This window comes from Streptomyces sp. CB00455 (assembly GCF_001905445.1).
Taxonomy (GTDB): domain Bacteria; phylum Actinomycetota; class Actinomycetes; order Streptomycetales; family Streptomycetaceae; genus Streptomyces.
The window spans coordinates 35,005-56,596 of the sequence record NZ_LIVQ01000005.1; the positions used below are offsets into that span (position 1 = coordinate 35,005).

The 21,592-nt window shown below is 74.5% G+C and carries 22 protein-coding genes and 2 pseudogenes; 7 read left to right on the top strand and 17 right to left on the bottom strand.

Features of this window, described 5'->3' with window-relative positions; translation table 11 throughout:
* Window positions 1-101 precede the first annotated feature (101 nt).
* Complete coding sequence (locus tag AMK16_RS36260; protein ID WP_073917876.1) at window positions 102-647, bottom strand: DUF5133 domain-containing protein; 546 nt, start codon at window positions 645-647, stop codon at window positions 102-104.
* A 993-nt stretch (window positions 648-1,640) separates the two neighbouring features.
* Here AMK16_RS36260 and AMK16_RS20380 point away from each other — a divergent pair.
* On the top strand, window positions 1,641-2,039 hold the full coding sequence (locus AMK16_RS20380) for an ATP-binding protein (protein ID WP_073917878.1): 399 nt from the start codon (window positions 1,641-1,643) through the stop codon (window positions 2,037-2,039).
* Between the two features lie 36 nt (window positions 2,040-2,075).
* Here AMK16_RS20380 and AMK16_RS35190 read toward each other — a convergent pair whose 3' ends face one another.
* The 8 genes and pseudogenes from AMK16_RS35190 to AMK16_RS20415 all read right to left on the bottom strand — a co-directional run bounded on the left by AMK16_RS35190 (window position 2,076) and on the right by AMK16_RS20415 (window position 8,167).
* Window positions 2,076-2,243, bottom strand: coding sequence for a hypothetical protein (locus AMK16_RS35190; RefSeq protein ID WP_158071228.1), 168 nt, complete (start codon window positions 2,241-2,243; stop codon window positions 2,076-2,078).
* The gene (locus AMK16_RS37345) at window positions 2,201-2,806 is read right to left on the bottom strand and encodes an ATP-binding protein (protein ID WP_073917880.1); all 606 of its coding nucleotides are present in this window, start codon (window positions 2,804-2,806) and stop codon (window positions 2,201-2,203) included. The genes AMK16_RS35190 and AMK16_RS37345 overlap by 43 nt, the downstream gene beginning before the upstream one ends.
* A 352-nt stretch (window positions 2,807-3,158) precedes the next feature.
* Window positions 3,159-3,347: pseudogene (locus AMK16_RS38535) on the bottom strand (BTAD domain-containing putative transcriptional regulator); the annotation flags it as partial.
* A 206-nt stretch (window positions 3,348-3,553) separates the two neighbouring features.
* Window positions 3,554-4,069 carry a MarR family winged helix-turn-helix transcriptional regulator gene (locus tag AMK16_RS20395; protein ID WP_073917882.1) on the bottom strand — a complete coding sequence of 172 codons (516 nt, stop codon included), beginning with the start codon at window positions 4,067-4,069 and terminating at the stop codon, window positions 3,554-3,556.
* 58 nt (window positions 4,070-4,127) lie between these two features.
* Entirely contained in the window at window positions 4,128-4,556 is a 429-nt protein-coding gene (locus AMK16_RS20400; protein ID WP_073917884.1) for an STAS domain-containing protein, read from the bottom strand.
* Complete coding sequence (locus AMK16_RS20405; protein WP_079191674.1) at window positions 4,553-5,743, bottom strand: cobalamin B12-binding domain-containing protein; 1,191 nt, start codon at window positions 5,741-5,743, stop codon at window positions 4,553-4,555. Before AMK16_RS20405 ends, AMK16_RS20400 begins: the two co-directional genes overlap by 4 nt.
* 179 nt (window positions 5,744-5,922) lie before the next feature.
* The gene (locus AMK16_RS20410; protein ID WP_443333590.1) at window positions 5,923-7,638 is read right to left on the bottom strand and encodes a PP2C family protein-serine/threonine phosphatase; all 1,716 of its coding nucleotides are present in this window, start codon (window positions 7,636-7,638) and stop codon (window positions 5,923-5,925) included.
* Window positions 7,639-7,855: 217 nt separating this feature from the next.
* Entirely contained in the window at window positions 7,856-8,167 is a 312-nt protein-coding gene (locus AMK16_RS20415) for a hypothetical protein (protein ID WP_107417197.1), read from the bottom strand.
* Window positions 8,168-8,252: 85 nt separating this feature from the next.
* On the opposite strand from AMK16_RS20415, the gene thpR reads away from it, so the two are divergent.
* Together thpR and AMK16_RS20425 are read left to right on the top strand one after the other, a co-directional pair.
* Entirely contained in the window at window positions 8,253-8,840 is a 588-nt protein-coding gene (gene thpR, locus AMK16_RS20420; RefSeq protein ID WP_073918792.1) for an RNA 2',3'-cyclic phosphodiesterase, read from the top strand.
* Window positions 8,841-8,992: 152 nt separating this feature from the next.
* Window positions 8,993-10,036: an NAD-dependent epimerase/dehydratase family protein gene (locus tag AMK16_RS20425; protein ID WP_073917888.1), complete on the top strand. Its 1,044-nt coding sequence runs from the start codon at window positions 8,993-8,995 to the stop codon at window positions 10,034-10,036.
* Between the two features lie 195 nt (window positions 10,037-10,231).
* Here AMK16_RS20425 and AMK16_RS20430 read toward each other — a convergent pair whose 3' ends face one another.
* Both AMK16_RS20430 and AMK16_RS20435 read right to left on the bottom strand, forming a co-directional pair.
* Complete coding sequence (locus tag AMK16_RS20430) at window positions 10,232-11,341, bottom strand: sensor histidine kinase (RefSeq protein ID WP_073917890.1); 1,110 nt, start codon at window positions 11,339-11,341, stop codon at window positions 10,232-10,234.
* Window positions 11,338-12,321, bottom strand: a complete 984-nt coding sequence (locus AMK16_RS20435) for a response regulator transcription factor (protein WP_079191618.1) — start codon at window positions 12,319-12,321, stop codon at window positions 11,338-11,340. The genes AMK16_RS20430 and AMK16_RS20435 overlap by 4 nt, the downstream gene beginning before the upstream one ends.
* 113 nt (window positions 12,322-12,434) lie before the next feature.
* Here AMK16_RS20435 and AMK16_RS20440 point away from each other — a divergent pair, with 113 nt between their 5' ends.
* The 4 genes from AMK16_RS20440 (at window position 12,435) to AMK16_RS20455 (ending at window position 16,892) form a co-directional block, all read left to right on the top strand.
* Window positions 12,435-13,160 (top strand): glycosyltransferase family 2 protein, encoded by a 726-nt coding sequence (locus AMK16_RS20440; protein WP_073917892.1) that lies wholly within the window; start codon window positions 12,435-12,437, stop codon window positions 13,158-13,160.
* Window positions 13,157-13,777: a TIGR04282 family arsenosugar biosynthesis glycosyltransferase gene (locus tag AMK16_RS20445; protein ID WP_073917894.1), complete on the top strand. Its 621-nt coding sequence runs from the start codon at window positions 13,157-13,159 to the stop codon at window positions 13,775-13,777. The genes AMK16_RS20440 and AMK16_RS20445 overlap by 4 nt, the downstream gene beginning before the upstream one ends.
* 88 nt (window positions 13,778-13,865) lie before the next feature.
* Window positions 13,866-15,407, top strand: a complete 1,542-nt coding sequence (locus tag AMK16_RS20450) for a glycosyltransferase 87 family protein (protein ID WP_242438822.1) — start codon at window positions 13,866-13,868, stop codon at window positions 15,405-15,407.
* Window positions 15,408-15,743: 336 nt separating this feature from the next.
* Window positions 15,744-16,892 carry a serine hydrolase domain-containing protein gene (locus tag AMK16_RS20455; protein WP_073917897.1) on the top strand — a complete coding sequence of 383 codons (1,149 nt, stop codon included), beginning with the start codon at window positions 15,744-15,746 and terminating at the stop codon, window positions 16,890-16,892.
* A 268-nt stretch (window positions 16,893-17,160) separates the two neighbouring features.
* Here the strand turns inward: AMK16_RS20455 and AMK16_RS20460 are convergent, their stop codons facing one another.
* The 6 genes and pseudogenes from AMK16_RS20460 to AMK16_RS20485 form a co-directional block, all read right to left on the bottom strand.
* The gene (locus AMK16_RS20460; RefSeq protein WP_073917899.1) at window positions 17,161-17,358 is read right to left on the bottom strand and encodes a hypothetical protein; all 198 of its coding nucleotides are present in this window, start codon (window positions 17,356-17,358) and stop codon (window positions 17,161-17,163) included.
* A 146-nt stretch (window positions 17,359-17,504) separates the two neighbouring features.
* A complete protein-coding gene (locus AMK16_RS20465) occupies window positions 17,505-17,717 on the bottom strand; it encodes a hypothetical protein (RefSeq protein WP_073917901.1) in 213 nt (70 codons plus the stop codon).
* Between the two features lie 327 nt (window positions 17,718-18,044).
* Window positions 18,045-19,283, bottom strand: coding sequence for a glycosyltransferase (locus AMK16_RS20470; protein ID WP_073917903.1), 1,239 nt, complete (start codon window positions 19,281-19,283; stop codon window positions 18,045-18,047).
* A gap of 149 nt (window positions 19,284-19,432) precedes the next feature.
* Window positions 19,433-19,621 (bottom strand): annotated as a pseudogene (locus AMK16_RS20475) (hypothetical protein); the annotation flags it as partial.
* Between the two features lie 80 nt (window positions 19,622-19,701).
* The gene (locus AMK16_RS20480) at window positions 19,702-20,715 is read right to left on the bottom strand and encodes a YncE family protein (RefSeq protein ID WP_073917905.1); all 1,014 of its coding nucleotides are present in this window, start codon (window positions 20,713-20,715) and stop codon (window positions 19,702-19,704) included.
* A gap of 360 nt (window positions 20,716-21,075) precedes the next feature.
* Window positions 21,076-21,519, bottom strand: a complete 444-nt coding sequence (locus tag AMK16_RS20485; protein ID WP_073917907.1) for a MarR family winged helix-turn-helix transcriptional regulator — start codon at window positions 21,517-21,519, stop codon at window positions 21,076-21,078.
* Window positions 21,520-21,592: the final 73 nt, after the last annotated feature.

A 21,592-nucleotide genomic window follows, 5' to 3' on the forward strand; every position in this document is an offset into this window, starting at 1 on the left:
GCCGGCGCAGGAACCGGACCCGAGCGGGAGCTCAGCGAGGCGTGGCTCGTACCGCTGACGTCTGGCGCACCGGGGGCGCGCCCCGCCGCGAACCGTACGGCTCACGTGCCCGCCTCCGGGCCGGCGAGCTGCGGTGGGCCGCCCGGGCGGTGGGCGGAGACGAGTTGCTCGGCGGCGGTCAGGGCGCGGTGGACCGCGCGGTGCCCGAGCAGGACGCACAGGGTGTAGCCGGCGTCTTCGTAGCGGGCGCGCAGGGCGGGGTCATGGGGGGCGGTGAGAGTGCGCCGCCGCAGATCGCGGAAGTGGGCCAGGTGGTGGCGCAGGGTGTGGGGGTCGGGCAGCAGAGCGGGCTGCGCCGGGTGCGCGGCGGCGAGGGCGCGGTCGATGGCCGCCCGCAGGGCGGCTTCGGCGCTTCCCGGTGCGGGCGCGGCGCCCGCGCGCAGGGCCACCGCCGCCCGGGCGATCTGCTCATGGCTCACCCCGGCGGCACGGGCCGCCTGGGCGAGGACCCGCCGCGCTGTCCGGGCGGTGCACGGCAGGAGGGCCATCAGGACGCCGATGGCCCGACCCAGATCCGACGTTTCATCCAGCTCGCGTTCGAGATCCGGCTCGATCTCCGGCTCCAGCTGGGATTCCGGCTCGGGCATCCGCTCCGGCTCGTGCTCCGGCTGGGGCTCCGGCGCAGGCTGGGGCTCCCTCCCAGACTCGGGCTCGGGCTCGGGCTCAGGCTCGGGCTCCCTCCCAGACTCCGGCTCGGGCTCCGGCTCCGTCCCAGACTCCGGCCCCGGCTCGGACTCCGCCCCAGGCCCGCGCTCCCACACCGGCACCGTCCCAGACAAGCGCTTCCGCTCCGGCACCGTCCCGGACTCCCGCTCGGGCTCCGGCTCCGTCCCAGACTCCGCCCCAGGCCCGGGCTCCGGCTCGTGGTCCTGCGCCAGCTCGGGCTCGGGATCCGCCCCGGGCCCGGGCTCCGGCTCGTGGTCCGGCTCCGGCTGGGGTTTCAGCCCGGATTCCGGTTCCGGTTCCAGTTCCGGATCGGATTCCGGTGCTCGTTCCGGCTGCCGCTTGTGGGCGGCGGCCGGGTCCCGGGGCACCCGTGCCGGGTCTCCGGCCGGGCCGGGCGGCTCGGGGTACGTGCTGGCCATGTCCCTCCCTACGGGAACATCCCCGGCAAGAGGCCGCGGTGGAGCCTGTGTAGCAGGGAAGGCCGCCCCGCCGCCGCGGACACGCGCACCGCGGACCGGCACTTCGCCCCAACCGGCACCCGACCGCGCCAGGCCGTTGACGCTCGCCGGTTCGAAGAGGTACGAAACCGGTTGGCCAACGCGTCCGGGAGTGGCCACAGGCGCCGCGCCGGCCGTCCGCGCAGTCCACTCCGCTCCCCCTCCCCCGGCCGCGGCCCCGGCCCCGGCCGCCGCACCTCGCGGTCATCCCCGAGACCGGGTGCGGCCGCCCGGACCAACGCTCCGCCCGTCCCATCGACGCCCATCGGCGCCCCTCGGCATCCGTCCGCGCCGATCACGCTCGCCCGGGCCGATGCGAAAGCAGGGGCCTCCCCGCGGTTGTGCGCCGCCGGTCAGGGCACAAGCGGCTCGTAGGCAGGATCCGAGCGAAAACGATCCAGAGACCAGGTTGACCTGATGGACACGATGAGCGACCACGTCGCAACCGTCCGGTGCACCACCACGGTGGCCGTCGCCGATGCCCGCGACACCATGCGGGAGTTCCTCGCGGCGCTCGGTCCGGCGTCCGTCGACCCCGAGGCCGCGGACACCGCCGTCCTGGTCGTCTCCGAGCTCGTGACCAACGCCCTGCGCCACGGCGGCGGGATCTGCACGCTCCGCCTGACCGCGCACCCCGGCGCCATCGAGGTGGCCGTCGACGACGCCGATCCCCGGCCGCCGCGCCCGCGCACCCCGGACCTGACCGGTGGCACCGGAGGCTTCGGCTGGCACATGGTCAACGACCTCGCCCTCGTCACCGCGGTGATCCGCAGGCCCGGCGGCGGGAAGACCGTGAGCGCCCTCCTCGCCCGGTAGGGGCGCCAGACGCGGCGGACTGCGGGTGGCAGGCGCTCACAGGTGCGCCACCAGTTCGCGCGCCACGTCCCGGGGAGCCTTGTCCGCCGTCCACAGGTGCGTCCCGAAGGCCGGGCCCGACAGAGCCGCCAGGCATCGGTCGAGCTGTTGCCCCTCCCAGCTCAGCTCCCCCCACTTGTCGGCCGTTTCGTGGCGCTCGGCCATGCGCCGCCGAGGGCGTTCGCGGATCGTGGGGCCGTCGGCCAGCAGCGTGAAGTGACGCACGTCCGTGCCCGCGCGGCGCAGGACCCCGATGATCCGGGGGTGCGCGGCCGGGCCGCGCAGGGCCGGGACCGGCCGGCCTGGTCAGCCGGGGCGTCGGGCTGGCCCGCCGGAGGACAGCCCAGGCCGTCCAGGAAGGCGCCCAGCACGATCGCGGGGTCCTCCGGGTCCGGGTCCATGCCGCGCAGACCGGCGTAGAGCTGCCCATCGGGGTAGTGCTCGCGGACCAGGTGGGCGACGTGCAGGACCAGGGCGGTCTTGCCGATGCCGCCCATGCCGGAGACGGCCGCGAGCGGCAGACTGTGCCGGTCGGGGGCGGTGAGCAGGGCGCGCAGGGTGGCTACCTCGGCGGTACGGCCGACGAAGTCGGTTATCGCGCGCAGGGGTTGCGCGGTACGACCCGCCGGAACGCCCCGCCCTGGGCCGTGTCGGCGGTGCGCGCCGCCCCGCCGGGGCCGCCGCCGGGGCGGGCGGGTGCGGGCGCGGGCGCCGGGGACGCGGACCATGCCGTGGCCGGCGCGGAGGGGCCGCGGCGACGGGCGTCCGGACGGCGCCGGCCGGCAGGCCGGGCGTCATTGCACCGGGCGCGCACGCACCAGGCGGTGTCGCACCGGGGGCGAACACACCGGGCGGCGTGGAGCCGGGGGCGAACACACCGGGCGGCGTCACCCCGGGCGCGGAGCCGCCAGGCGGTAGCACACCGGGCGGTGTCATTGCGGGCGCGAACGCACCGGTCGGCGTCGCACCGGGCGCGGACGCTGCGGGCACGGGCAGGACGGGCGCCGGCGCGACGGACAGCGTCGGGGCGGGGGCCGGCCGGGTAGCGGGCTGCTCGGGGGTCTCCTCCAGGATGCGGCGGTGGACGTCCGTCAGTTCGCGGCCGGGCTCCATGCCCTGCTCCTCGATGAGGGTGCGGCGCACCCGCTGGAACAGGGCCAGCGCCTCGGTGCGCCGCCCGGTGGCGTGCAGGGCGCGCATCAGCAGGCCGTGCAGCCTTTCGCGGCTCGGGTGTCCGGCGGCCAGCGCGGTCAGCTCGGGGATGACGACCGCCGCGGATCCTGGTGTCGGCGGGCGACGGCTACCGGTTCGACGTCCCGGGCTGCTGTGTGGACGCCCTGGAGGCCGCCGACCTGGCCGAACGGGCCGCGGTAGCGGCCCTGCGCCAGCTCCAGGTCGTCCTTCTCCTCAGGCAGCGCCGTGCGCAGCGGATCCGGTCGCCTGGCGCACGAGTTGCCCGGAAGGCGGCGTCCGCGTCATCCCGCCGAGCGCGCGGCAGGTCCAGGGAACCGCTCCTCGTCCGCGGGGGCGCCCACGGTCGTGGTGACGGCAACGCGCAGCGCCGCGAGGCCCAGGGCGAGCGCGTGCCGGTGCTCGGCCGTCATGGAGCCGATGGCCTGGTCGAGGATCTGGTCGCGGTGTTCGCGTATCCGCGCCAGGTGGCTCTCTCCGGCGGGGGTCAGCCGGAGCGTGATCTCACGGCCGCTGGTGGGGCAGGGCTGCCGTTCCAGGAAACCGATGGCCGCCAGGCGGTCGCACATCCGGGTCACGGAGGGGGCGGCGGCCGCGAGGAGCCGGCCCACCGTCCGCATGCGGATGCCCGGCCGGCGGTCGACGAGGTACATGAGGCGCAACTGCGAGGTGGAGGCCGGAGCGGCTGTGGTGGCGTGCCGCGAGCGTTCCCACAGGACGTCGAGGAGCTCGGCCGTGTCGCGGACCGACCGCGCGACGTCCTGTTCGGACCGCTGGGGCCCGGTGGCTGGTACTGGCATGTGCTTTCCCTCCACGCGAGCGGATCCTCGGGCGGCGCCGAACCGGCGCGTTCCGTCTTCAGACGTGTTGGTCCGGCCGGCGGGAACGGGCCGATGTGGACTCTTCCCCGGCCGTGGGTGGCCTGCGCACCGTGGCGGAACCGCGCTGGGCGGTTTCCGGCCGTGTGAGGTGTTTCAGGGTACCCGTGACGGTCAGCATCCGGGTCAGCATCACGGGCGGCTCGTCGAGGTGCAGGCGCACGCCCGCCTCGTCGGTCCGCCGCCGGATCATCAGCAGCGCCGACAGGCCGCTGGAGTCGACGGCGGCCAGGCCCGCACAGTCCAGGTGCAGGTCGAGCAGTCCGGCGTGTTCGGCCAGCGCACGCGTGGCCGCGTCCAGCAGCCGGTCGGCGCAGTGGTGGTCGAGGTCCCCGCGCAGTTCGATCCGTACGGCGCCGCGGGCGGCGGACGTCAGGAGCAGCAGCGGGCTGGAGGGAAAAGTGGTCATACGGAAGTCCCGGCGGCGGTGGAGGGAGGGTCGGTCAGGCACTGGGCGCCCTGTCGCAGGACGGCGGCGGCGTCGGCGGCGGAGGAGGCGGGGCTGGAGGCGGCGGCGGGGCCGGAGGCGGCGGCGGTGAGACGCCGGGCGGCCTGTCGCAGGATCGCCGTGGAGCGGGGGAAGTCCTTCAGCTCGCGGCCGAGGATCTCCAGGGCGGCCAGCAGACTGGCCGCCGGGACACGGCGGGCGTCGAGCACGCCCGCGGTCCACAGCAGGAAGCCGGAGAAGAGGTCCGCGTCGCCCGTGTAGAGGGCGACGCCCAGGAACTCCACGATGTGGGACAGGTCCTCGGCCGTGTGCTCCCGCTGGAGGTCGCTGTAGTCGCGCATCGCGGGGTGGGCGTCCTGAAGCCCCGCGAAGACGGTCCGCACGAGCCGTGGGCGGGTGCGGGCCACCAGGGTGTACTCCTGGTCGGCCAGGTGCGGCAGGTCGTCGATAGGCTGGTGGGCGGCGTGCGGGTGCGGCAGCGGGCCCAGGGCCAGGTGGTCGGCGGCGCTGCGGGCGTCGGCGGCCCAGGCGTCGGCGCCCAGGAGGCGGGCGTAGCGTCCGTCCGGCCCGAAGGCGGCGCCGCCGACGAGCACGGGGGTGCCTGCGGCCTGGCAGGCGGTGATGGTCGCGTGGGCGGTGGGCAGGCGGGTGGCGATCGAGCTGGAGAGGGCGACCGCGTCGGGGCCCGTGCGGTGCAGGTGCGCTACGAGGCGGGGCGTGGGGACCTGCGGGCCGAGGTAGTCGACGCACCAGCCCCGGAGCCTCAGCACCTCCGCCAGCAGACGGGCGGGAAGGCCGTGCCATTCGCCGTCCACGCAGGCCACCGTGATCTTGCCGCGGGTGGGGGTCGTGCGCGCCGAGGGGTGCCGGGCCACTGCGGCGACGGCCCGCTCGTTGATGGCCGTGGCCGCGTGTTCCTGGGCGACGGTGAGGCGGTTGGCGGCCCACTCCTCGCCGACCCGGGCCTGGGTCTTGGCGATCACATCGAGCAGTGCGCTCTCCGCGTGCAGGCCCGCGTCCATCGCCCGCATCACCGTCGTGATCGCGGCGTGTTCGTCGAGGCCGATGACTGCCTCCCACAGCGCTCCCGCCGCCGCGGACGCGCCGTGCGGCCGGGACGGGCCGTGCGGCCCCGGCTCGCCGGTCATACCGGCCACACCGGTCGGCTCGGAGGGACCGGTCGGCTCGGAGGGACCGGGCGAACCGGCCGGTTCCCCACCCGCGGCAGCTTCCACGCGTACGCTCCGTTCACGCCGCTCGTCCCTTGCACTCCCCGCGCCCCGCTCGTCCCCTGCGCCCCGGACGAGGGCGGTCGTGTGCCGTGCGCTCATGCGGTGAACCTGCCCCGGGTGTGCCCGTCGACCATGCTCAGGTGGTTGGTGCGCGGCGCGGAGATCGCCACCACTGCCATGTCGTCGTGGTGGCCGCCGCCCACCCACTGCGAGGCGAGCATCTGCACCCGTTCGACCACGGCTTCGGCCGGCATGCCCGCGCACTCGGCGAGGACCCGGCGCAGGCGTTCCTCGCCGAACATCGCTTCGCCCAGCGGGCCGCCGCGCGCCTCGGTGATCCCGTCCGTGTAGAGGAGACAGGTCTCTCCGGGCGCGAGCGACGCGGTCGCGGTGCGGGCCTCCACCTCGGGCAGCGCGCCCACCAGCGTGCCGCGGGTGTCGGCCTCCTCGACGCGGCCCGTGGAGCGCAGGATCAGCGGCGCCGGGTGGCCCGCGCTGGTCAGCCTCAGCTTCACGGAACTGCCCACCCGCTCCGCCGAGGCCAGCACCATGGTGGCGAACCGGGTGTGGTGCGAGTTCAGGAGCGCCTTGTTCAGCAGGGTCAGCATCCGCTGGTGGTCGTCGGCCAGCGGGAGCAGGGCGTGCAGGGTGTTGCGGATCTTCCCCGCCATCACCGCCGCGTCCAGGCCCTTGCCGCACACGTCCCCCAGTACGACCAGCGATGCCTCGCCCTTGTCGGAGGCGGGGTGGACGTCGTAGAAGTCCCCGCCGATCCGCTCGTGGTCCTGCGAGGGCCGGTAGCTTCCCGCGTACTCGACGCCGGAGATCCGGCGCAGTGCCGGGGGCAGCAGCTCCCGCATCAGGGTCTGGGTGATCGATGCCTGCTCCGCGTAGAGCCGGGCGGCCGACATCGCCGCGCCGGCGCGGGCGGCGAACAGCCGGGCGAAGACCTCCTCCCCCTCGGTGAACGCCGCGCGGTCGGTACGGCGCAGCAGCACCAGCACGCCGGCCGGGACGCCGTGCCCCGGCAGCGGGGTGATGACGATCGAACCCACCGCTCCGAAACCCTCCGGGACCAGCCAGGAGGGGGCGGCGGCCGGGTCGATCCACCGCGAGGGCACCGGCGGGAATCCCTGGAGCGCCTCGCCCAGCCCGGGCACCTCGTCCACATCGACGGCCCGGCGCGCCTTCGACGGCTTCGCGCCCCGCAGGCAGGTCACCACCGGCAGCTCGCGGCCGGGGGACGGGCAGATGACCAGCGCCGCGTCCGCGAGGTGCTCGGCGGCCATCTGCGCGGTGACGTCCATACACCGGTCGAGGTTCAGCGAGGAGAGCAGCAGGTTGGACGCCCGGGTGAGGAAGGCCGTGCGGTCCCGCTCGATGCGCAGGGCTTCCCTGGCCAGGCGGTGGTCGGTGTCGTCGACCAGCCACCACACCACGGAGCCGTCGTCACGCGGGGAGGGGTGCGCCTCGTAGATCCGGTCTTCGACCGGTCCCGAGACGACGAGCGAGTCCGCAATGAGCCGGTCCGCATCCAGTCGGTCTGCGTCCGGCCGGTCCACGTCGGTTTCCGCCCGCTGCGGGGGCAGCGGTGAGAGGCGCTGCATGTGTGCCGTCGACAGCCATGCGGGTACGGCGTCCGCGAGGGCCGAGCCGGGGCGCGCGGACGGGAAGACGAGGCTCGCCGCCTCGTTGACGTACAGCACGGCCGCCTGGGCGTCCGCCACGAGCACGGGATAGGGAGCCTGGCCGTAGGGAACGCTCACCGCGGTGCCGGTGCCGGTGCCGGCCGATGCCTGGGAAGTCGCCACACGCTGAGGGCCCGCTGGGCGAACCCCTCACCTCATCACCTCGAAGAAATAAACACTTGCCTTCCGGCAACCATCCTCCATAGGCCACCCGCTGGCAAACGAACCGCTCTTGTGAGCCCACGACGCACCACAGCGGCACACGAAGCACACATCATCTCCACCGGTGGGCGGTTACGCCGGGTGCGGCCGGGCCGTTCCGGAGCCGTAGCCGTAGCCGTCACTGATCCAGTACGGCCAGGCCGTTCCGCCAGCGTTCCTGCCGCTCCGCGTCACTCTGCTCCCACCAGGGCGTGCCGCGTTCCCCGAGCGCCACCTTCGCCGTCTGCACACGGGCGCGGGCGGCGCTTTCCGCCTGCGGGTCCTGCGCGCGCCGGGCCGCCGCGATCGCCCGGCGCGCCGCCATCAGGTGGCTGCGCAGACGTGCGCCGACGTCTTCGGGGACGGACGGATCGGTGGCGCGCCAGCGTCGGCCGTCGATGACGACGTAGTGCCCGTCGGGCGTGCGGTCCGGCGGTGTGTTTCGTGTCACCACACTCCATGTGCCCGCTGGGGCGATGGGCAATCCCGTCCCGACCCGTTCGCCGCAACCGCACGTCGCACGGTACGAAGTGTCCGTGACCGAACAGAACCCGACCGCGACCGTTCGCGTGTTCATCGCCCTCGCCCCGCCCGACGAGGCGAAGGAGGAGCTGGCACGCGAGCTGCGCCCCGCTTACGAGGCCTTTCCGCGCATGCGGTGGAACCGCATCGAGGACTGGCACATCACCCTCGCCTTCCTGGGGGAGCTGCCGGTCGCGACCGTCCCGCTCCTGCGCCCGCCGCTCGCCGGCCTCGCGGCGTCGCGCCGGCCCCTGGAACTGGCCCTGCGCGGTGGTGGTCACTTCGACGAGCGGGTGCTGTGGAGCGGCATCGACGGGGACCTCGACGGGCTGCACCGGCTCGCCTCCGAGGTGCGCACCGTGGTCGAGGAATGCGGTGTCCCCTTCGAAGGCCGCCCGCTGCGCCCCCATCTGACGCTGGCCCGGGCGCGCCGGAGCCATCCCTCCGGCGCCGTGGAGGCCGCCGCCGGGCTCAGCGCGTTCACCGGGCGCCGGTGGCGGACCGACCGCCTGCACCTGGTCGGCAGCAACGTCAGCCGCGGCCCGGGACCGATCCACTACCGGGACATCGAAGCCTGGGACTTCGGCGGCGGCGGGACCTGAGCGTCCGGATCCGGGCGCCCGGACCTGAGCGCCCGGACCTGAGCGCCCGCGCCGCGCTCCGGGCCGGGCGCGGCGCCGCGGTGTTCTTACGGGTCCGTGACCTGCGGCCGGTCGGGGGCGGTGCGCGGGCCGGCGCGGCATAGCGTCGGGGCATGCGTGTACTGGTGACTGGCGGAGCGGGCTTCATCGGCTCGCACATCGTGACCGAGCTGATCGGCCGGGGACACCACCCGGTGGTGTTCGACCTGGCCGCCGGCGGCGGGGACGTACGGGATGCCGGGGCGGTGCGGCAGGCGCTGGCCGGCGTCGACGCGGTCTGCCACCAGGCGGCCAGGGTCGGCCTCGGAAAGGACTTCGGGGACGCTCCCGGCTACGTGTCGGCCAACGACCTCGGCACGGCGGTGCTGCTCGCCGAGATGGCCGGGGCGCGGGTGAGCGGACTGCTGCTCGCCGGGTCGATGGTCGTCTACGGCGAGGGCCGCTACGCGTGCGCGGTGCACGGCGTGGTCCGCCCGGGCCCGCGCGCGGTGTCCGATCTGGAGGCAGGCCGGTTCGAGCCGCGCTGCCCGGCCTGCGGCGCCGATCTGGCCCCCGGCCTCGTCGGGGAGGACGCGCCGATGGACCCGCGCAACGTGTACGCGACGACGAAGCTGGCCCAGGAGCACCTCGCGGCGTCGTGGGCCCGCGCGACGGGCGGACGCGTGATCTCGCTGCGCTACCACAACGTGTACGGGCCGGGGATGCCCCGGGACACCCCGTACGCCGGAGTGGCCGCACTGTTCCGGTCGGCGCTGGCCAGGGGTGAGGCGCCCCGCGTCTTCGAAGACGGCGGACAGCGCCGGGACTTCGTGCACGTACGGGACGTCGCGGCCGCCAACGCGGTGGCGCTGGACGCGCTGGAAGCCGTGCGCGCGCCGGAAGCGCCGGCGACGCCCCACCGGCCGGACGGCGGGCCGGGCTTCACGGCGTACAACGTGGGGAGCGGGCAGCCCCGCACGATCGGCGAGATGGCCGCGGCGCTTGCCACCGCCTGCGGGGGCCCGGATCCCGTGGTCACCGGCGAGTACCGGCTGGGCGATGTCCGGCACATCACCGCCGACTCGGCGCGGTTGCGCGAGGAACTGGGCTGGCGCCCGGCGGTGACGTTCGCGGCGGGCATGGCCGAACTGGCGGCCTCCGGGGCCGACGTCCCCTGACAGGTGCGTCCCCTGATGGGTGCGTCCCTGACGGGTGCGTCCCCCTGACGGGCGTCCCGCCGCGCCCGCCGCGAGTCCGGCCCGAACGGCATGAGACCGGCAGGAGACCGGTAAAGGGCCTTCGCGTGATCCCCGGTGGGTCGGCGCACGGCGTCGGATGCGGCGCAGGGCCGGGCGGAGGGGCGCCCCCGGCCGTCAGGCGGGGGCCAGGAGGGTCAGTTCGAAGCGGCAGCCCCCGGGCACGTTGTGAACGTCCGCGTGTCCGGCGTGGGCCTCGACGATGCCCCGGACGATCGCGAGGCCCAGGCCGGCGCCCGAGGGAGGGGTGCGGGCCCGGGTGCCCCGCCAGCCGGTGTCGAAGACGCGGGGCAGGTCCTCCTCCGGGATGCCGCCGCAGGCATCGGTGACGGACACCACCACGGCGTCCGCGCGGCGCTCGGCGGCGATCGCGACGGTGCCGTCGGCCGGGGTGTGGCGGATGGCGTTGACCAGCAGGTTCGACAGCACCCGCGTCATTTCCTTGCCGTCGACCTCTACCGGCAGCGGGTCGACGCCGCCGCCGTCCAGGCGCACACCGTGGGCGCGGGCGAGGGCGTCGGCCCCGGCCAGCGCGTCGTCCACCAGGTCGTAGAGGGACAGGCGCGTGGGGCTGAGGGAGAGGGCTCCCGCATGGATGCGGGACAGCTCGAACAGGTCGGTGACCATGGAGTTGAGACGGTCCACCTCGGCGCGCATCTGGTGGTGGTAGCGCGCCGGGTCGGCCACGACACCGTCCTCCAGCGCCTCCGACATGGCGCGCAGCCCGGCCAGCGGGGTGCGCAGGTCGTGCGAGATCCAGGCCACGAGCTCGCGCCGCGAGGTCTCCAGCGCCCGCTCGCGTTCGCGGGAGGAGGCCAGCCGCTCGCTGGTGAGGGCCAGTTCCCGGCTGAGCGCGGCCAGTTCGGCGGGCGCCGGCACGGCGGGCGCGGTGAAGGTGCCCGCTTCTGCGAAGTGGCGTGCGGCGCCGACGAGTTCCCGGCACCGCAGGACGACCTGACGGCCCAGCAGCAAAGCGGTGCTCAGGGACACGGCGGCCGCCATGGCGACGACCGTGGTGACCACGGCGAGGTCATGGGCGGAGAGGAACATGGCCCACGCCACGGCGAGCGTTCCGGCGAGCATCGCGCACACGGCGACGGCCGCGACCACCGCGAGGGACACGGCGACGCTGCGCCGGCGCAGTATCCGCAGCGCCACGTAGCCGAGCAGCCCGGCGGCTCCCGCGCCGAGGAGGGCGTACAGGGCGATCAGCAGCAGGTCACTCACGGCCGTCCTCCGTGCGGTCCGCCCCCCGGACGGCCCTCCCCCGAACCGGCCGCGGCCGCCGCATGGGCGTCCACGGCGCACGCCTGCGCGGCCTGGGCCTCCAGCGCGCGGCGGGACGCGTCCCAGGTCGCCTCGAAGCGGTATCCGGCGCCCCACACCGTCCGGATCAGTTGCGGATCGGCCGGATCCGCCTCGATCTTGCCGCGGAGCCTGCGGATGTGGACGGTGACCGTGGACAGGTCGCCGAACTCCCACCCCCACACCTCCCTCATCAGCCGCTCCCGGCCGCAGACCTGGCCCGGGTGCCGCAGGAAGTAGGCGAGGAGATCGAACTCCCGCAGGGTCAGGGCCAGTTCCTCTCCGCCTCTGAGGGCGCGACGGGCCACCGGGTCCATCTCCAGACCCGCTGCCGCGAGCCGCGGCGCACCGGCCGGCGCGGCCGGGGACGCCCGGCGCAGGACCGACCGTACGCGCAGGACCAGTTCGCGCGGGCTGAAGGGCTTGGTCACGTAGTCGTCCGCGCCGAGTTCCAGGCCGAGGATCCGGTCGTCCTCGTCCCCGCGCGCGGTGAGCATGACCACCGCCACCGGGCGGACCCCGTCCCCGCGCGCACGCAGCCGCCGGCAGACCTCCATGCCGTCCATCCCGGGCAGCATCAGGTCGAGGACGACCAGGTCGGGCCGGTGCCGGGCAGCGGCCTCCAGGGCGGCCGGCCCGTCGGCGGCCAGGTGCACCGTGAATCCTGCCCGCTCCAGATAGCCGGCCACGACCTCCGAGACGGTCGGATCGTCGTCCACCACCAAGACGCGGCCAGCGGCCTCGGGGACGGTGTGGTCGCGGTCGGGGACGAAAGCCCGCCCGTCCGGAACGGAGGGCCGCTGGTCCGGGGCCGGAGCCCGCCCGTTCGGAACGGAGGGCCGCTCGTCCGAAACGGGAGCCCGGTCGTCCGGAACGGGAGCCCGCTCGTTGCTGGATGCCATGCCCCCAGGGTGACACCGTGCCCTCCGCGTGGAGCGGGGAGGCGCCCGTATCCGCCACGGCGTCCGCGTTTCGTAAGGTCTCCGGAGCCCCTTGCGGGCCGCGGGTTCCTACGGTGGGGAGGGTGACTTCCTCTGCGTGTCCGCCGCTGCGCGCGGACCTCGTACTGCCGTGCCTCGATGAGGCGCGGGCCCTTCCCTGGGTGCTGGCGCGCGTGCCGGCCGGGTGGCGGCCCATCGTCGTGGACAACGGTTCGACCGACGGTTCGGCGGACATCGCCCGCCGCCTCGGTGCCACGGTCGTGCACGAGCCCCGGCGGGGCTTCGGCGCCGCCTGCCACGCCGGGCTGCTCGCCGCGCGCGCGGAGCTGGTCTGCTTCTGCGACTGCGACGCCTCCCTGGACCCCGGTCTGCTCGCGCCGATGGCCGCCCGGGTCGCGGCCGGCGGGGCGGACCTGCTGCTCGGGCGGCGCCGTCCGCAGGGCCGCGGCGCCTGGCCCGTGCACGCGCGCGCCGGGAACCTCGCCCTGGCCCGGATGCTGCGCCGCCGCACCGGGCTGCGGCTGCACGACCTCGGGCCGATGCGGGTCGCTCGCCGCGAGGCGCTGCTCGGCCTGGAGCTGACCGACCGGCGCAGCGGCTACCCCCTCCAGATGGTCGTCCGGGCCGCCGACGCGGGCTGGCGGGTGGCCGAGACGAACGTCCCCTACCTCCCCCGCTCGGGGAAGTCCAAGGTCACCGGCACCTGGCGGGGGACGTGGCAGGCGGTACGGGACATGCGCCGGGTGCTGGCCGAGCCGCCGCGCACCGGGGCGGCCCCGGCCGAGGGGATGTCCGCGTGAGCACGCTCCTCGTCATCGCCAAGTCCCCTGTCGCGGGCCGCGTCAAGACTCGTCTGACCACGCGATTCACGCCGGAACAGGCTGCCGGCCTGGCGCGCGCCGCACTTGAGGACACTCTCGCGGCAGTGCTGGCGACTCCGGTACGACGCCGTGTCCTGGTCCTCGACGGGCCGCCCGGCCCCTGGCTCCCGGCGGGCATCGAGGTCGTCGCCCAGTGCGCGGGCGGCCTGGACGCGCGGCTGGCCGCCGCCTTCGCGCTGGCCGGCGGACCGGCCCTGCTCATCGGCATGGACACCCCTCAGGTCACCCCGGCCCTCCTTCTGGCAGGGCTCGACTTCGGCGGGGCGGACGCCTGGTTCGGCCCGGCGGACGACGGCGGGTTCTGGTCCCTTGGCCTGGCCGAACCCGACCCGGCCCTGCTGCTCGGCGTCCCCATGTCCGTACCGCACACCGGAACGGCGCAGCGAGGGCGGCTGACGGCATCGGGGCGAGTCGTACGTGACCTGCCCGGGCTGTGCGACGTGGACACCCCCGCCGATGCGGCGCGGGTCGCGGCGAGCGCTCCGGGTACCCGCTTCGCCGCCCTGCACCGTTGTTTGTGCGCGGTGCGGCGATGACCGCCCGGCTCGCCCCGGCGGGCGGCCCTCCGCACCTGACGTCGCCTGCGGTCCGGCCGGGCCGCCTTCGCCTGGAACCCTTCCGCAGGTGAACCCGCGCACCGCCCCCGCAGCCACCGTCTCCGGCGCCCCCGCGGCGGCGATCCCGACAGCCGTCGCCGTCGCCCTCCTCGCCGCGCTCACGGCCGCCCTCGTCCTCACCATCCGGTACGACGGCTACTTCACCGACCCCGTCCACGTGTTCTGGTGGTACACGGCGTGCTGGGCGCTCTTCGCGGCGGCTCTGTGCGCTCTGCGGCGGGTCCCGGCCGGCCTCGTCCTGCCCCTGGTGCTGGCCGGCGCCGTCGCCGTCACCGTGACGGGGCTGGCGGCCCCGCCGCGGACCAGTACCGACTCCTACCGCTACGCCTGGGACGGCCGGGTCCAGTCCGCCGGCGTCTCCCCGTACGACCACGCCCCGCAGGACCCGGCGCTGTCACGGCTGCGCGACCCCTGGCTCTTCCCCACGGGCGCCGCATGCGAGGGCCCGGACCTGACCGCCGTCCCCCACACCGGCAGCGCGCCCCATTGCACGCGCATCAACAGGCCCGCCGTCCGCACCCTCTACCCACCGGTCGCCGAGGCGTACTTCCTGGCGGTCGACCGGCTCTCGCCCGGCGGCGCCCGGCACCGGCCGCTCCAGACCGGCGCCGCCCTGACCTCCCTCGGGGTGGGCGCGGTACTCCTGGTGGTCCTGCGGCGCCGTCGCGGCGACCTCCGCCAGGCCGCGTACTGGGCGTGGTGCCCGGCGGTGCCGGTCGAGGCCGTCAACAACGCGCACGCCGACGTGTTGGGCGTGCTCTTCGCGGTCTGCGGGCTCGGCCTCGTCGCCGCCCGCTCCACCGGCCGGCGCGTGGCGGGCGGTCTGTTCATCGGGGCGGCCGTCGCCACCAAACTGATCCCGGCACTCGTCCTGCCCGGAGCCCTCTCCGGAGTCCTGTCCGGGGCCCCATCCGGCGGCGCGTCCGGTGGCACGTCCGGCGGCGCGTCCGGGGCCCCGGACGGCGGCGCGTCCCTCGTGCGTCGTCGCGTATGCGACGCGGCCGCCGTGCTGTTGCCCGCAGCGGCCTTCACCGCACTGTCCTACCTTCCCTACGTCCTGCTCTCGCACGGCTCCGTCTTCGGTTACCTCGGGGGCTACGTGGAAGAGGAGGGGTACGACGATCCGTCGGCCGGTTCCCGCTACGCCGTCTTGCGCCTGGCCCTGCCCGACAACTGGGCGCTGCCCGTGCCGGCGGCCGTCCTGGCGGGGGTGTGCCTGTACGTGATGCGGCGCGGCGACCCGCGGCGACCCTGGAGCGGCGCCCTTCTGGTCACCGGGTGGGCCTTCGTCCTCCTGACGCCCGGCTACTCCTGGTACGCCCTGCTCCTGGTCGCGCTCGTGGCCATGGACGGGCGCTGGGAATGGCTGGGCGTCGCGCTCGCGGGCGCCGCCGTCTACGTCCTCGGGCCGGCCTTCGGTTACGGGGCGGCGCCGGCACGCGTCGCGTACGGCGCGGCAGCGGTCCTCGTCCTCGCGGTGACCGCGATGCGGAGACGGCGTGCGGCCGGGCGCGACGCCGGCGCCCGCTCGGCAGCCGGATCCGGCTGAGGGACGGGGCCGCCCCGCGCCCGCGTCCCTCCCGCCCTCGCCGCGCCTCTCCCACCGCCGGCTCTCCCCCCGCTGCCCCTCTCCCACCGCCGCCCCTCTCGCCACACCCCCTCTCCGCCCCTTTGCCCGCTGTCCGCTTGCGCGCCGTCCCTTTGCGCGCCGCCCCTTTGCGCACCGCCCCTTAGGGCGTGTCCCGGACGGGCGGTGCCCGGCGCACGGCCCGGGACCCCGAGATGTCTCCGGGGCCGTTCTCCTCAGCACAGAGGATCCGGGGCCGCGGCGTGATCACCAGGATGGTGAGCGTCGAAACGCCCCTGGGAAGAGGAGTACGCCCTGATGAACTCTCGCACCCGCGTCGCCGTCGCCGCCGTGATGCTGGCGGCGCTCACTGCCGGCCCGACCGCCGCAACCGCCTTCGCCGCCGCCCGACCGGTCGCCTCGGCGGCGCCGGCGCAGCCCTCGGCCGCCGGGCCCGACGTGGAGGCGCTGGAGAAGGCGATCGCGGGCCTTCCCGACGACGACACGTCGGCGGCCCTGATCCGGGTGGGCGGCGACGGCAGTTGGCTCGGCACCGCGGGCGTACGGGACCTGCGGACCGGCGCTCCGGCACTGGCCGACGCCCGCTTCCGGGCCGGATCGACGACCAAGGTGGTCACCGCCGCCCTCGTGCTGCAACTCGCCGCCGAGGGCCGCGTCGACCTGGACGCCCCTGTCACCCGCTACCTGCCGGGCCTGCTCCCGGCGTCCTTCACCAAGCCGCCGACGGTGCGGAACCTGCTGAACTTCACCAGCGGTCTCCAGCCCGGCGCGACCCTCGGCGAGACGCCCGAGGAGATGTATGCCAACCGGTTCAGGACGCTGACGCCGCAGACGGTGGTGGCCACCGCGGTCGCCAAGGGGCCGGCCTTCGCACCGGGAGAGCGGCAGGTGTACCAGAACATCGACTACACCGTCCTCGGCCTGTTGATCGAAGAGGTCACCGGGGACCGCTACGCGCACCAGGCCGACGTACGGATCTTCCGCCCCACCGGCATGCGGCACACCGGCTTCCCGGCCGGGGCGGATCCCCGTATCCACGGCCCGCACAACCGGGGCTACGGGGAAATCGACGGAAAGGTCGTCGACGTGACGGAGTGGAACATGAGCGACCGCTGGGCCGCCGGCGACCTCATCTCCACCACCGCGGACATGGAACGGCTGCTGGTCGCCCTCTTCCAGGGCCGCGTGGTGCCGCAGCCGCAGCTCCAGGAGATGTTCACGCTGCCCGCCGTACCGGGGGCCACCTACGCCGCGGCGCTCCAGCGGTTCGTGGTCGACGGCAAGGAGATCTGGGGCAAGACGGGATCCCGCCCCGGCTACCACACGGTGATCGCGGCAACCCGCGACCTGTCCCGGACGCTGGTGTACTCGGTCAACAGCAAGAGCGCACGCGAGGACGGCTTCGCCCTCGTCCAGCGCTTCGGCCTGCCCGCCTTCAACCGGTAGGACGCCGGCCGGTGTCGCACCGAGGCGGATGACGGAGCGGCTCGGGAGCACACGGAGGCCGGCGCCGTGGGGCAGCGCGGGCCCACACCGCGGGGCGGGTGCGGCCGACCGCCCGCGAGGCCGGGCGTGGGTGCGGCCGACCGCTCGCGAGGCCGGGGCGTGGGTGCGGCCGGACCGGGCGGCCCCGACGACGGGGTGCACCGGTCCGGTAGCCGCAGGACGTGGGATCCGCGCGTGCCCCGTCGAGCCTTCGGGGCCGTGCGGCGTCCTACGCCCGGCGGAAGAGGTCTCCGTCTCCCGTCCGGTACCGGTCCGTGCGGGCGCGGTTCTGCTGCCGGGGCACTTCCCGGCCCTCCTGGAGCCACTGCCGCTCGATGGCATCGTAGATCGGCGACTCGCAGGGCGGCCGGCGAGCCGACGGCAGGTCGGCGAAGCCGGTCTGCGCAGTAACGGTTCTGTGGTGCATAACGGATTCAACGACCCGGGCCCCGCCCCGTACCGCCCCGTGACCCTTCCGTCACCTCCTGTTACGTCACCGGCACCCCCACGCCACCTCCCCCGAATGCCATCTCGCCGGCGGCCCGTACGCACGACCCGGGCAGCCGACTGGGTTCAGTGGCCGAACAGCCGCAGGACGCCGGCCGCATGGCGCAGTTCCTCGGGGGCGGCGGCCGTGCCGGCCAGGGGGAACAGGGCGTCGTTGGCGCAATCGCCCGGCTCTTGGTGGTCGATCTCCCAGTCGCGGGCGGTCCCGGCCACCGCCGAACTCGCGGCGAAGAGGGGCCGGCGGCAGGCTCGGCACCAGTAGAAGGCCCGCGCGGTCACATGCCACCCCCTCGGCGCGCCGCCGCAACGGCACGGTGGCCCCGCAGCGACCGCGGGCTGCCGGCCGTCCTGACGGTGGGGCGCGAACTCCCGACCACGGAAAAGCGGAATCTATCCCTCATGTCAGCTGAAACGATCCAGCACCCCCTACGTCACCGCCGCCCCCCAAAGCCACACCCACGGCCGATCCCCGCCCGGCGGTTCGCCGCGGCGTACCGGTCCTGACGGCCCGTCGGGAAGCGGGCGACACGCCGGGACCACCGCACGGACGATCCCGGGAGCGAATGACATCGCCCACTGGTCCCCGGCGTGACGAGGTCGTGTGGTTCACGGGGACGCGGACGGTCCGTCCTCCCGGACCGCGTCGATCAGCAGTCGCGCTGCCACCGTCGCCCCGTCGGTGCGGATCGTGCCGGCCACGGCCCGCGCCCGTGCACGGGTCTCGGGCACCAGGGCCGCGGCGAGCGCGGCGGACAGGGAGTCGAAAGTCGGCGTCCGGCCCTCGTGAGCCGAGCCGATGCCCAGCTCGGCCACTCGGGCGGCCCAGTAGGGCTGGTCCGCGATCTGAGGGACCACCACCTGAGGCGCGCCGGCCCGGGCCGCCGTCGTCGTGGTGCCCGCACCGCCGTGGTGCACGACGGCGGCGACCCGTCCGAAGAGTGCCTGCTGGTTGACCTCGCCGACGACGAAGCAGTCGTCGGCGTCGTCGATCGGGGCCAGGCCCGCCCAGCCGCGGGCGAGCAGCACGCGACGGCCTTGCGCACGGCTCGCTTCGACGGCCACCCGGGCGATGTCCTTCGGGGCGTGCGCGGCCATGCTGCCGAAGCCCACGTACACCGGGGGTGTGCCGGCGTCCAGGAACGCCTCCAGCTCTTCCGGGAGCGGACGCCCGTCGGGCAGGATCCACGCCCCGGTCTGCACGACGTCGAGGTCCGTCATGCCCTGCGACGGACACAGCGTCGCGTCCGCCGCCAGCCACGGCCGGTCGGTGAGGACGTGGTCGCGGACGTTGTCCACCGGCGGCAGACCGATCGCCGCCCGGTGACGGTTGAGCGCCTCGCCGTACAACGCGTTCACCCGCTGGGCGTCCTGTTCCCACAGCACCCGGTTGTCGGTCTCCTCCTGCGGGGACTGCTTGCCCGGCCGCTTCCCGGGAGCGAAGTGCCGCGACGGCAGGCCGGCGAGGTGGAAGCACGCCAGCACGTAGGGAATGCCGAGTTTTTCGGCCACGTCCCGGGCGCCGGCGGGCATCAGGCCAGTCGCCAGCACCGCGTCACATCCCTCGGCCGCCGCAGCGGTGAGCGCGTCGAACCGCGCGGCGACCAGCTCGGGGGCCAGCCGGAACGCGTCCTTCGCCGTCGGCGGCTTCGTTCCGGCGACCACCGAGCGCACCGCCGGACCGAGTGGCACCAGCGGCACGCGGACACGCGCCAACAGCGCCGCGAACTCCTCGTCCGGCGGCGCGCACACCCGTACCTGCGCGCCCAGTTCCCGCAGCTCCACCGCCAAGGCCGCCAGCGGTTCGACATCTCCGCGCGATCCCCACGCCGTCAACAACACTCGCACGTCGCGACTCCCAAATCGGCAGGTTGTGGCTTTAGGCCGCTGATTCTGCGGGACGAACCGGGTCTTGCCGCAAGCCCCCCTGTGCGCTATATGTTGAGAGTGGCAAGGAGTGCGAGCTCCTTGCCTTTGTCATGGAGCCTTTTCCCACCTCAGGCTGGCGCAAGGTGAAGCCCGAGGATGGCCTGGACGATGCCGGTGATGCCGGTGGTGCCGGTGATGCGGGTGGTGCTGCAGCGGAGTTTCCGCAGGAGGCGCCAGGCCTTGAGGGCGGCCATGGCCCGCTCGCCGAGGGCGCGGATGCGGGCATGGGCGACGTTGACGCCTTGCTGTCCGGCCGTCGGAGGGCAAAGGCGTCAGGTTCGGATTTCGTCGGCAGGAAGCGCGTGGCGCCTGGATCTGCCGAGCGCTCGTGTCGCCGTCACAGTCGACCGACGGCTACCCCCATGGTGTCGCCGGCGCCGACGGTGATGGGGGTCACGGCGTTGGTTGCGGTGTTGATCGCGAACACGGTTCCCTGGGGTGTCCCGTTGCCGTAGGAGCCGACCACGTAGGCGCTCTTGCCGTCGGGGGTGAGGGCCACCTCCGCGGGACGGAAGTACCTGCCTGACCCGGTGTCCGGTGGGATGTCGCCGATGGGGATGGTCTTGGTGACCTTGTCGGTGGTCAGGTTGATCACCGACACCTTGCCCTGCCTGATCTTGTTGTCGACGCCGACCACGTAGGCCCGCTTGCCGTTGGGGCTGATCGTCAGCCCGCCCGTGCCGGCACCGGGGATGGTGCGGACGATCTTCTGCTTCACGAGGTTGACCACCGAGACGGTGCCGCTGTTCCCGGTCACGTAAAGGCGCCTGCCGTCAGGGGTGACCGCCATGGCGTTGGCCGCTTCGTTGAGGCGGATGGTGGCGATGACCTGGTTGTCGGCGGTGTTGATCACGGACAGGCTGCCCTTGCTGTCGGCCACGTAGAGGCGCTTGCCGCCGGGATTGATCACCACCTGGTCGGGCCTGCTGGTCTTGATGGTGGCGGAGACCTGGTTGGTGGCGGTGTCGATCACCGACACCTTGTCCCCGTCGAAGGGGTTCTGCACGGCCACGTAGACGTGCTTGCCGTCCGGGGCGATCGCTTCCCCGTAGAGGAGGTCGGGAGAGAGTTCGTCCTTGTCGAAGGGGATGTCCGTGACGCTCTTCTTGGAGATGTTGACCGCCGACACGTACTTGAAGGCGTTGGTCACGTAGAGACTGGCGCCGTCGGGGGTGACCGCGACCTGCTCGGGGCCGCCGCCGACGGCGGTGGTCCCGAGCCCCTGGACCTTGTTCGTCCTCGTGTCGATCGGGTACACGTGGCCGTCGAGGCTGGTGATGTAGGCGTAGACCTGCCGTTGCGGCTTCGGCGGGTGCGGGGCGGCCGTGGCGGGCGCGGGTGCCAGCAGCACCAGCCCTGACGTGATGGCTACCGCGACGGTTCGCCGTACAGCGGATCGCTGAAAGTGCACGTGGCCCTCCGGATCGACGTGATGGTCTCTCGTGCCACCCGGTGTACCGCCGCGACTGACCAGCCGTCAGCGGATCTGTACGTCAGTCACCCGGAAGAGTGCCGGCCTGCGCACCACGCGACGGGGGATGGCACTGGGCCTTCGACCGTCACCCGGAGTCGCGCACCGGCGGAAGCGAACAGCCGCCTATCTCCCCGCCCAGGCCGGTCAGTTCGAAGACCCCGGATCCGATTCGCGGAACTGCACAGACGAGCCCCCGTGCCGGGCGCCGCGACCCGGTGAACCTTTCCGGCCACAGCACTAGGCGAAGATCCCGCTGGCGACGAAGCGGCGCAGGTGCGCGGCGAAGGCGGCGGCCTCGGCGGGGGGCCAGGACGAGAGGACGGCCGTGATGTGGTCGGCGAGGCGCCTGCGCAGCACCTCCACCGTGCGTTCTCCTTCGTCGGTCAGGGTGAGCAGGGTGGCGCGCTTGTCGGAGGGGTCGGGCTCCCGCCGCACCAGACCGGCCGCCTCCAGCCGGGAGGCGCGCCGGGTGACGCCCGAGCGGTCGAGCCCTACGTCCGGAGCCAGTTCCGCCGCGCTGAGGGGGCCGGTGCGGGCGAGTCCGCTGAGGACCGGATAGGTCAGCTCGTCCACCGCCTCCCCCATTCCGGCGGTCAGGGCCCGGTGCAGCTCGATCCGGGTGCTCCGCTTGAGCAGCACTCCCAGGGCGTCGGCGATCTCGCGTCCGGTGTTCGTCTCCATGGGCACCAGAATAACGTGCGCCACGCACGCGGATCGGCTAACGTGGCCAGAGAGCGTGCGCGACGCACGCACA

Excerpts from the sequence above, each read along its gene's own strand:
- AMK16_RS20455 (WP_073917897.1), top strand. The coding sequence starts at position 15,744 with ATGAACTCTCGCACCCGCGTCGCCGTCGCCGCCGTGATGCTGGCGGCG.
- AMK16_RS37345 (WP_073917880.1), bottom strand. The coding sequence starts at position 2,806 with ATGGTCCGCGTCCCCGGCGCCCGCGCCCGCACCCGCCCGCCCCGGCGG.
- AMK16_RS20400 (WP_073917884.1), bottom strand. The coding sequence starts at position 4,556 with ATGACCACTTTTCCCTCCAGCCCGCTGCTGCTCCTGACGTCCGCCGCC.
- AMK16_RS20405 (WP_079191674.1), bottom strand. The coding sequence starts at position 5,743 with ATGACCGGCGAGCCGGGGCCGCACGGCCCGTCCCGGCCGCACGGCGCG.
- AMK16_RS20425 (WP_073917888.1), top strand. The coding sequence starts at position 8,993 with ATGCGTGTACTGGTGACTGGCGGAGCGGGCTTCATCGGCTCGCACATC.
- AMK16_RS20485 (WP_073917907.1), bottom strand. The coding sequence starts at position 21,519 with ATGGAGACGAACACCGGACGCGAGATCGCCGACGCCCTGGGAGTGCTG.
- AMK16_RS20380 (WP_073917878.1), top strand. The coding sequence starts at position 1,641 with ATGGACACGATGAGCGACCACGTCGCAACCGTCCGGTGCACCACCACG.
- AMK16_RS35190 (WP_158071228.1), bottom strand. The coding sequence starts at position 2,243 with ATGGCCGAGCGCCACGAAACGGCCGACAAGTGGGGGGAGCTGAGCTGG.
- AMK16_RS20395 (WP_073917882.1), bottom strand. The coding sequence starts at position 4,069 with ATGCCAGTACCAGCCACCGGGCCCCAGCGGTCCGAACAGGACGTCGCG.
- AMK16_RS20435 (WP_079191618.1), bottom strand. The coding sequence starts at position 12,321 with ATGGCATCCAGCAACGAGCGGGCTCCCGTTCCGGACGACCGGGCTCCC.
- AMK16_RS36260 (WP_073917876.1), bottom strand. The coding sequence starts at position 647 with ATGCCCGAGCCGGAATCCCAGCTGGAGCCGGAGATCGAGCCGGATCTC.
- AMK16_RS20460 (WP_073917899.1), bottom strand. The coding sequence starts at position 17,358 with ATGCACCACAGAACCGTTACTGCGCAGACCGGCTTCGCCGACCTGCCG.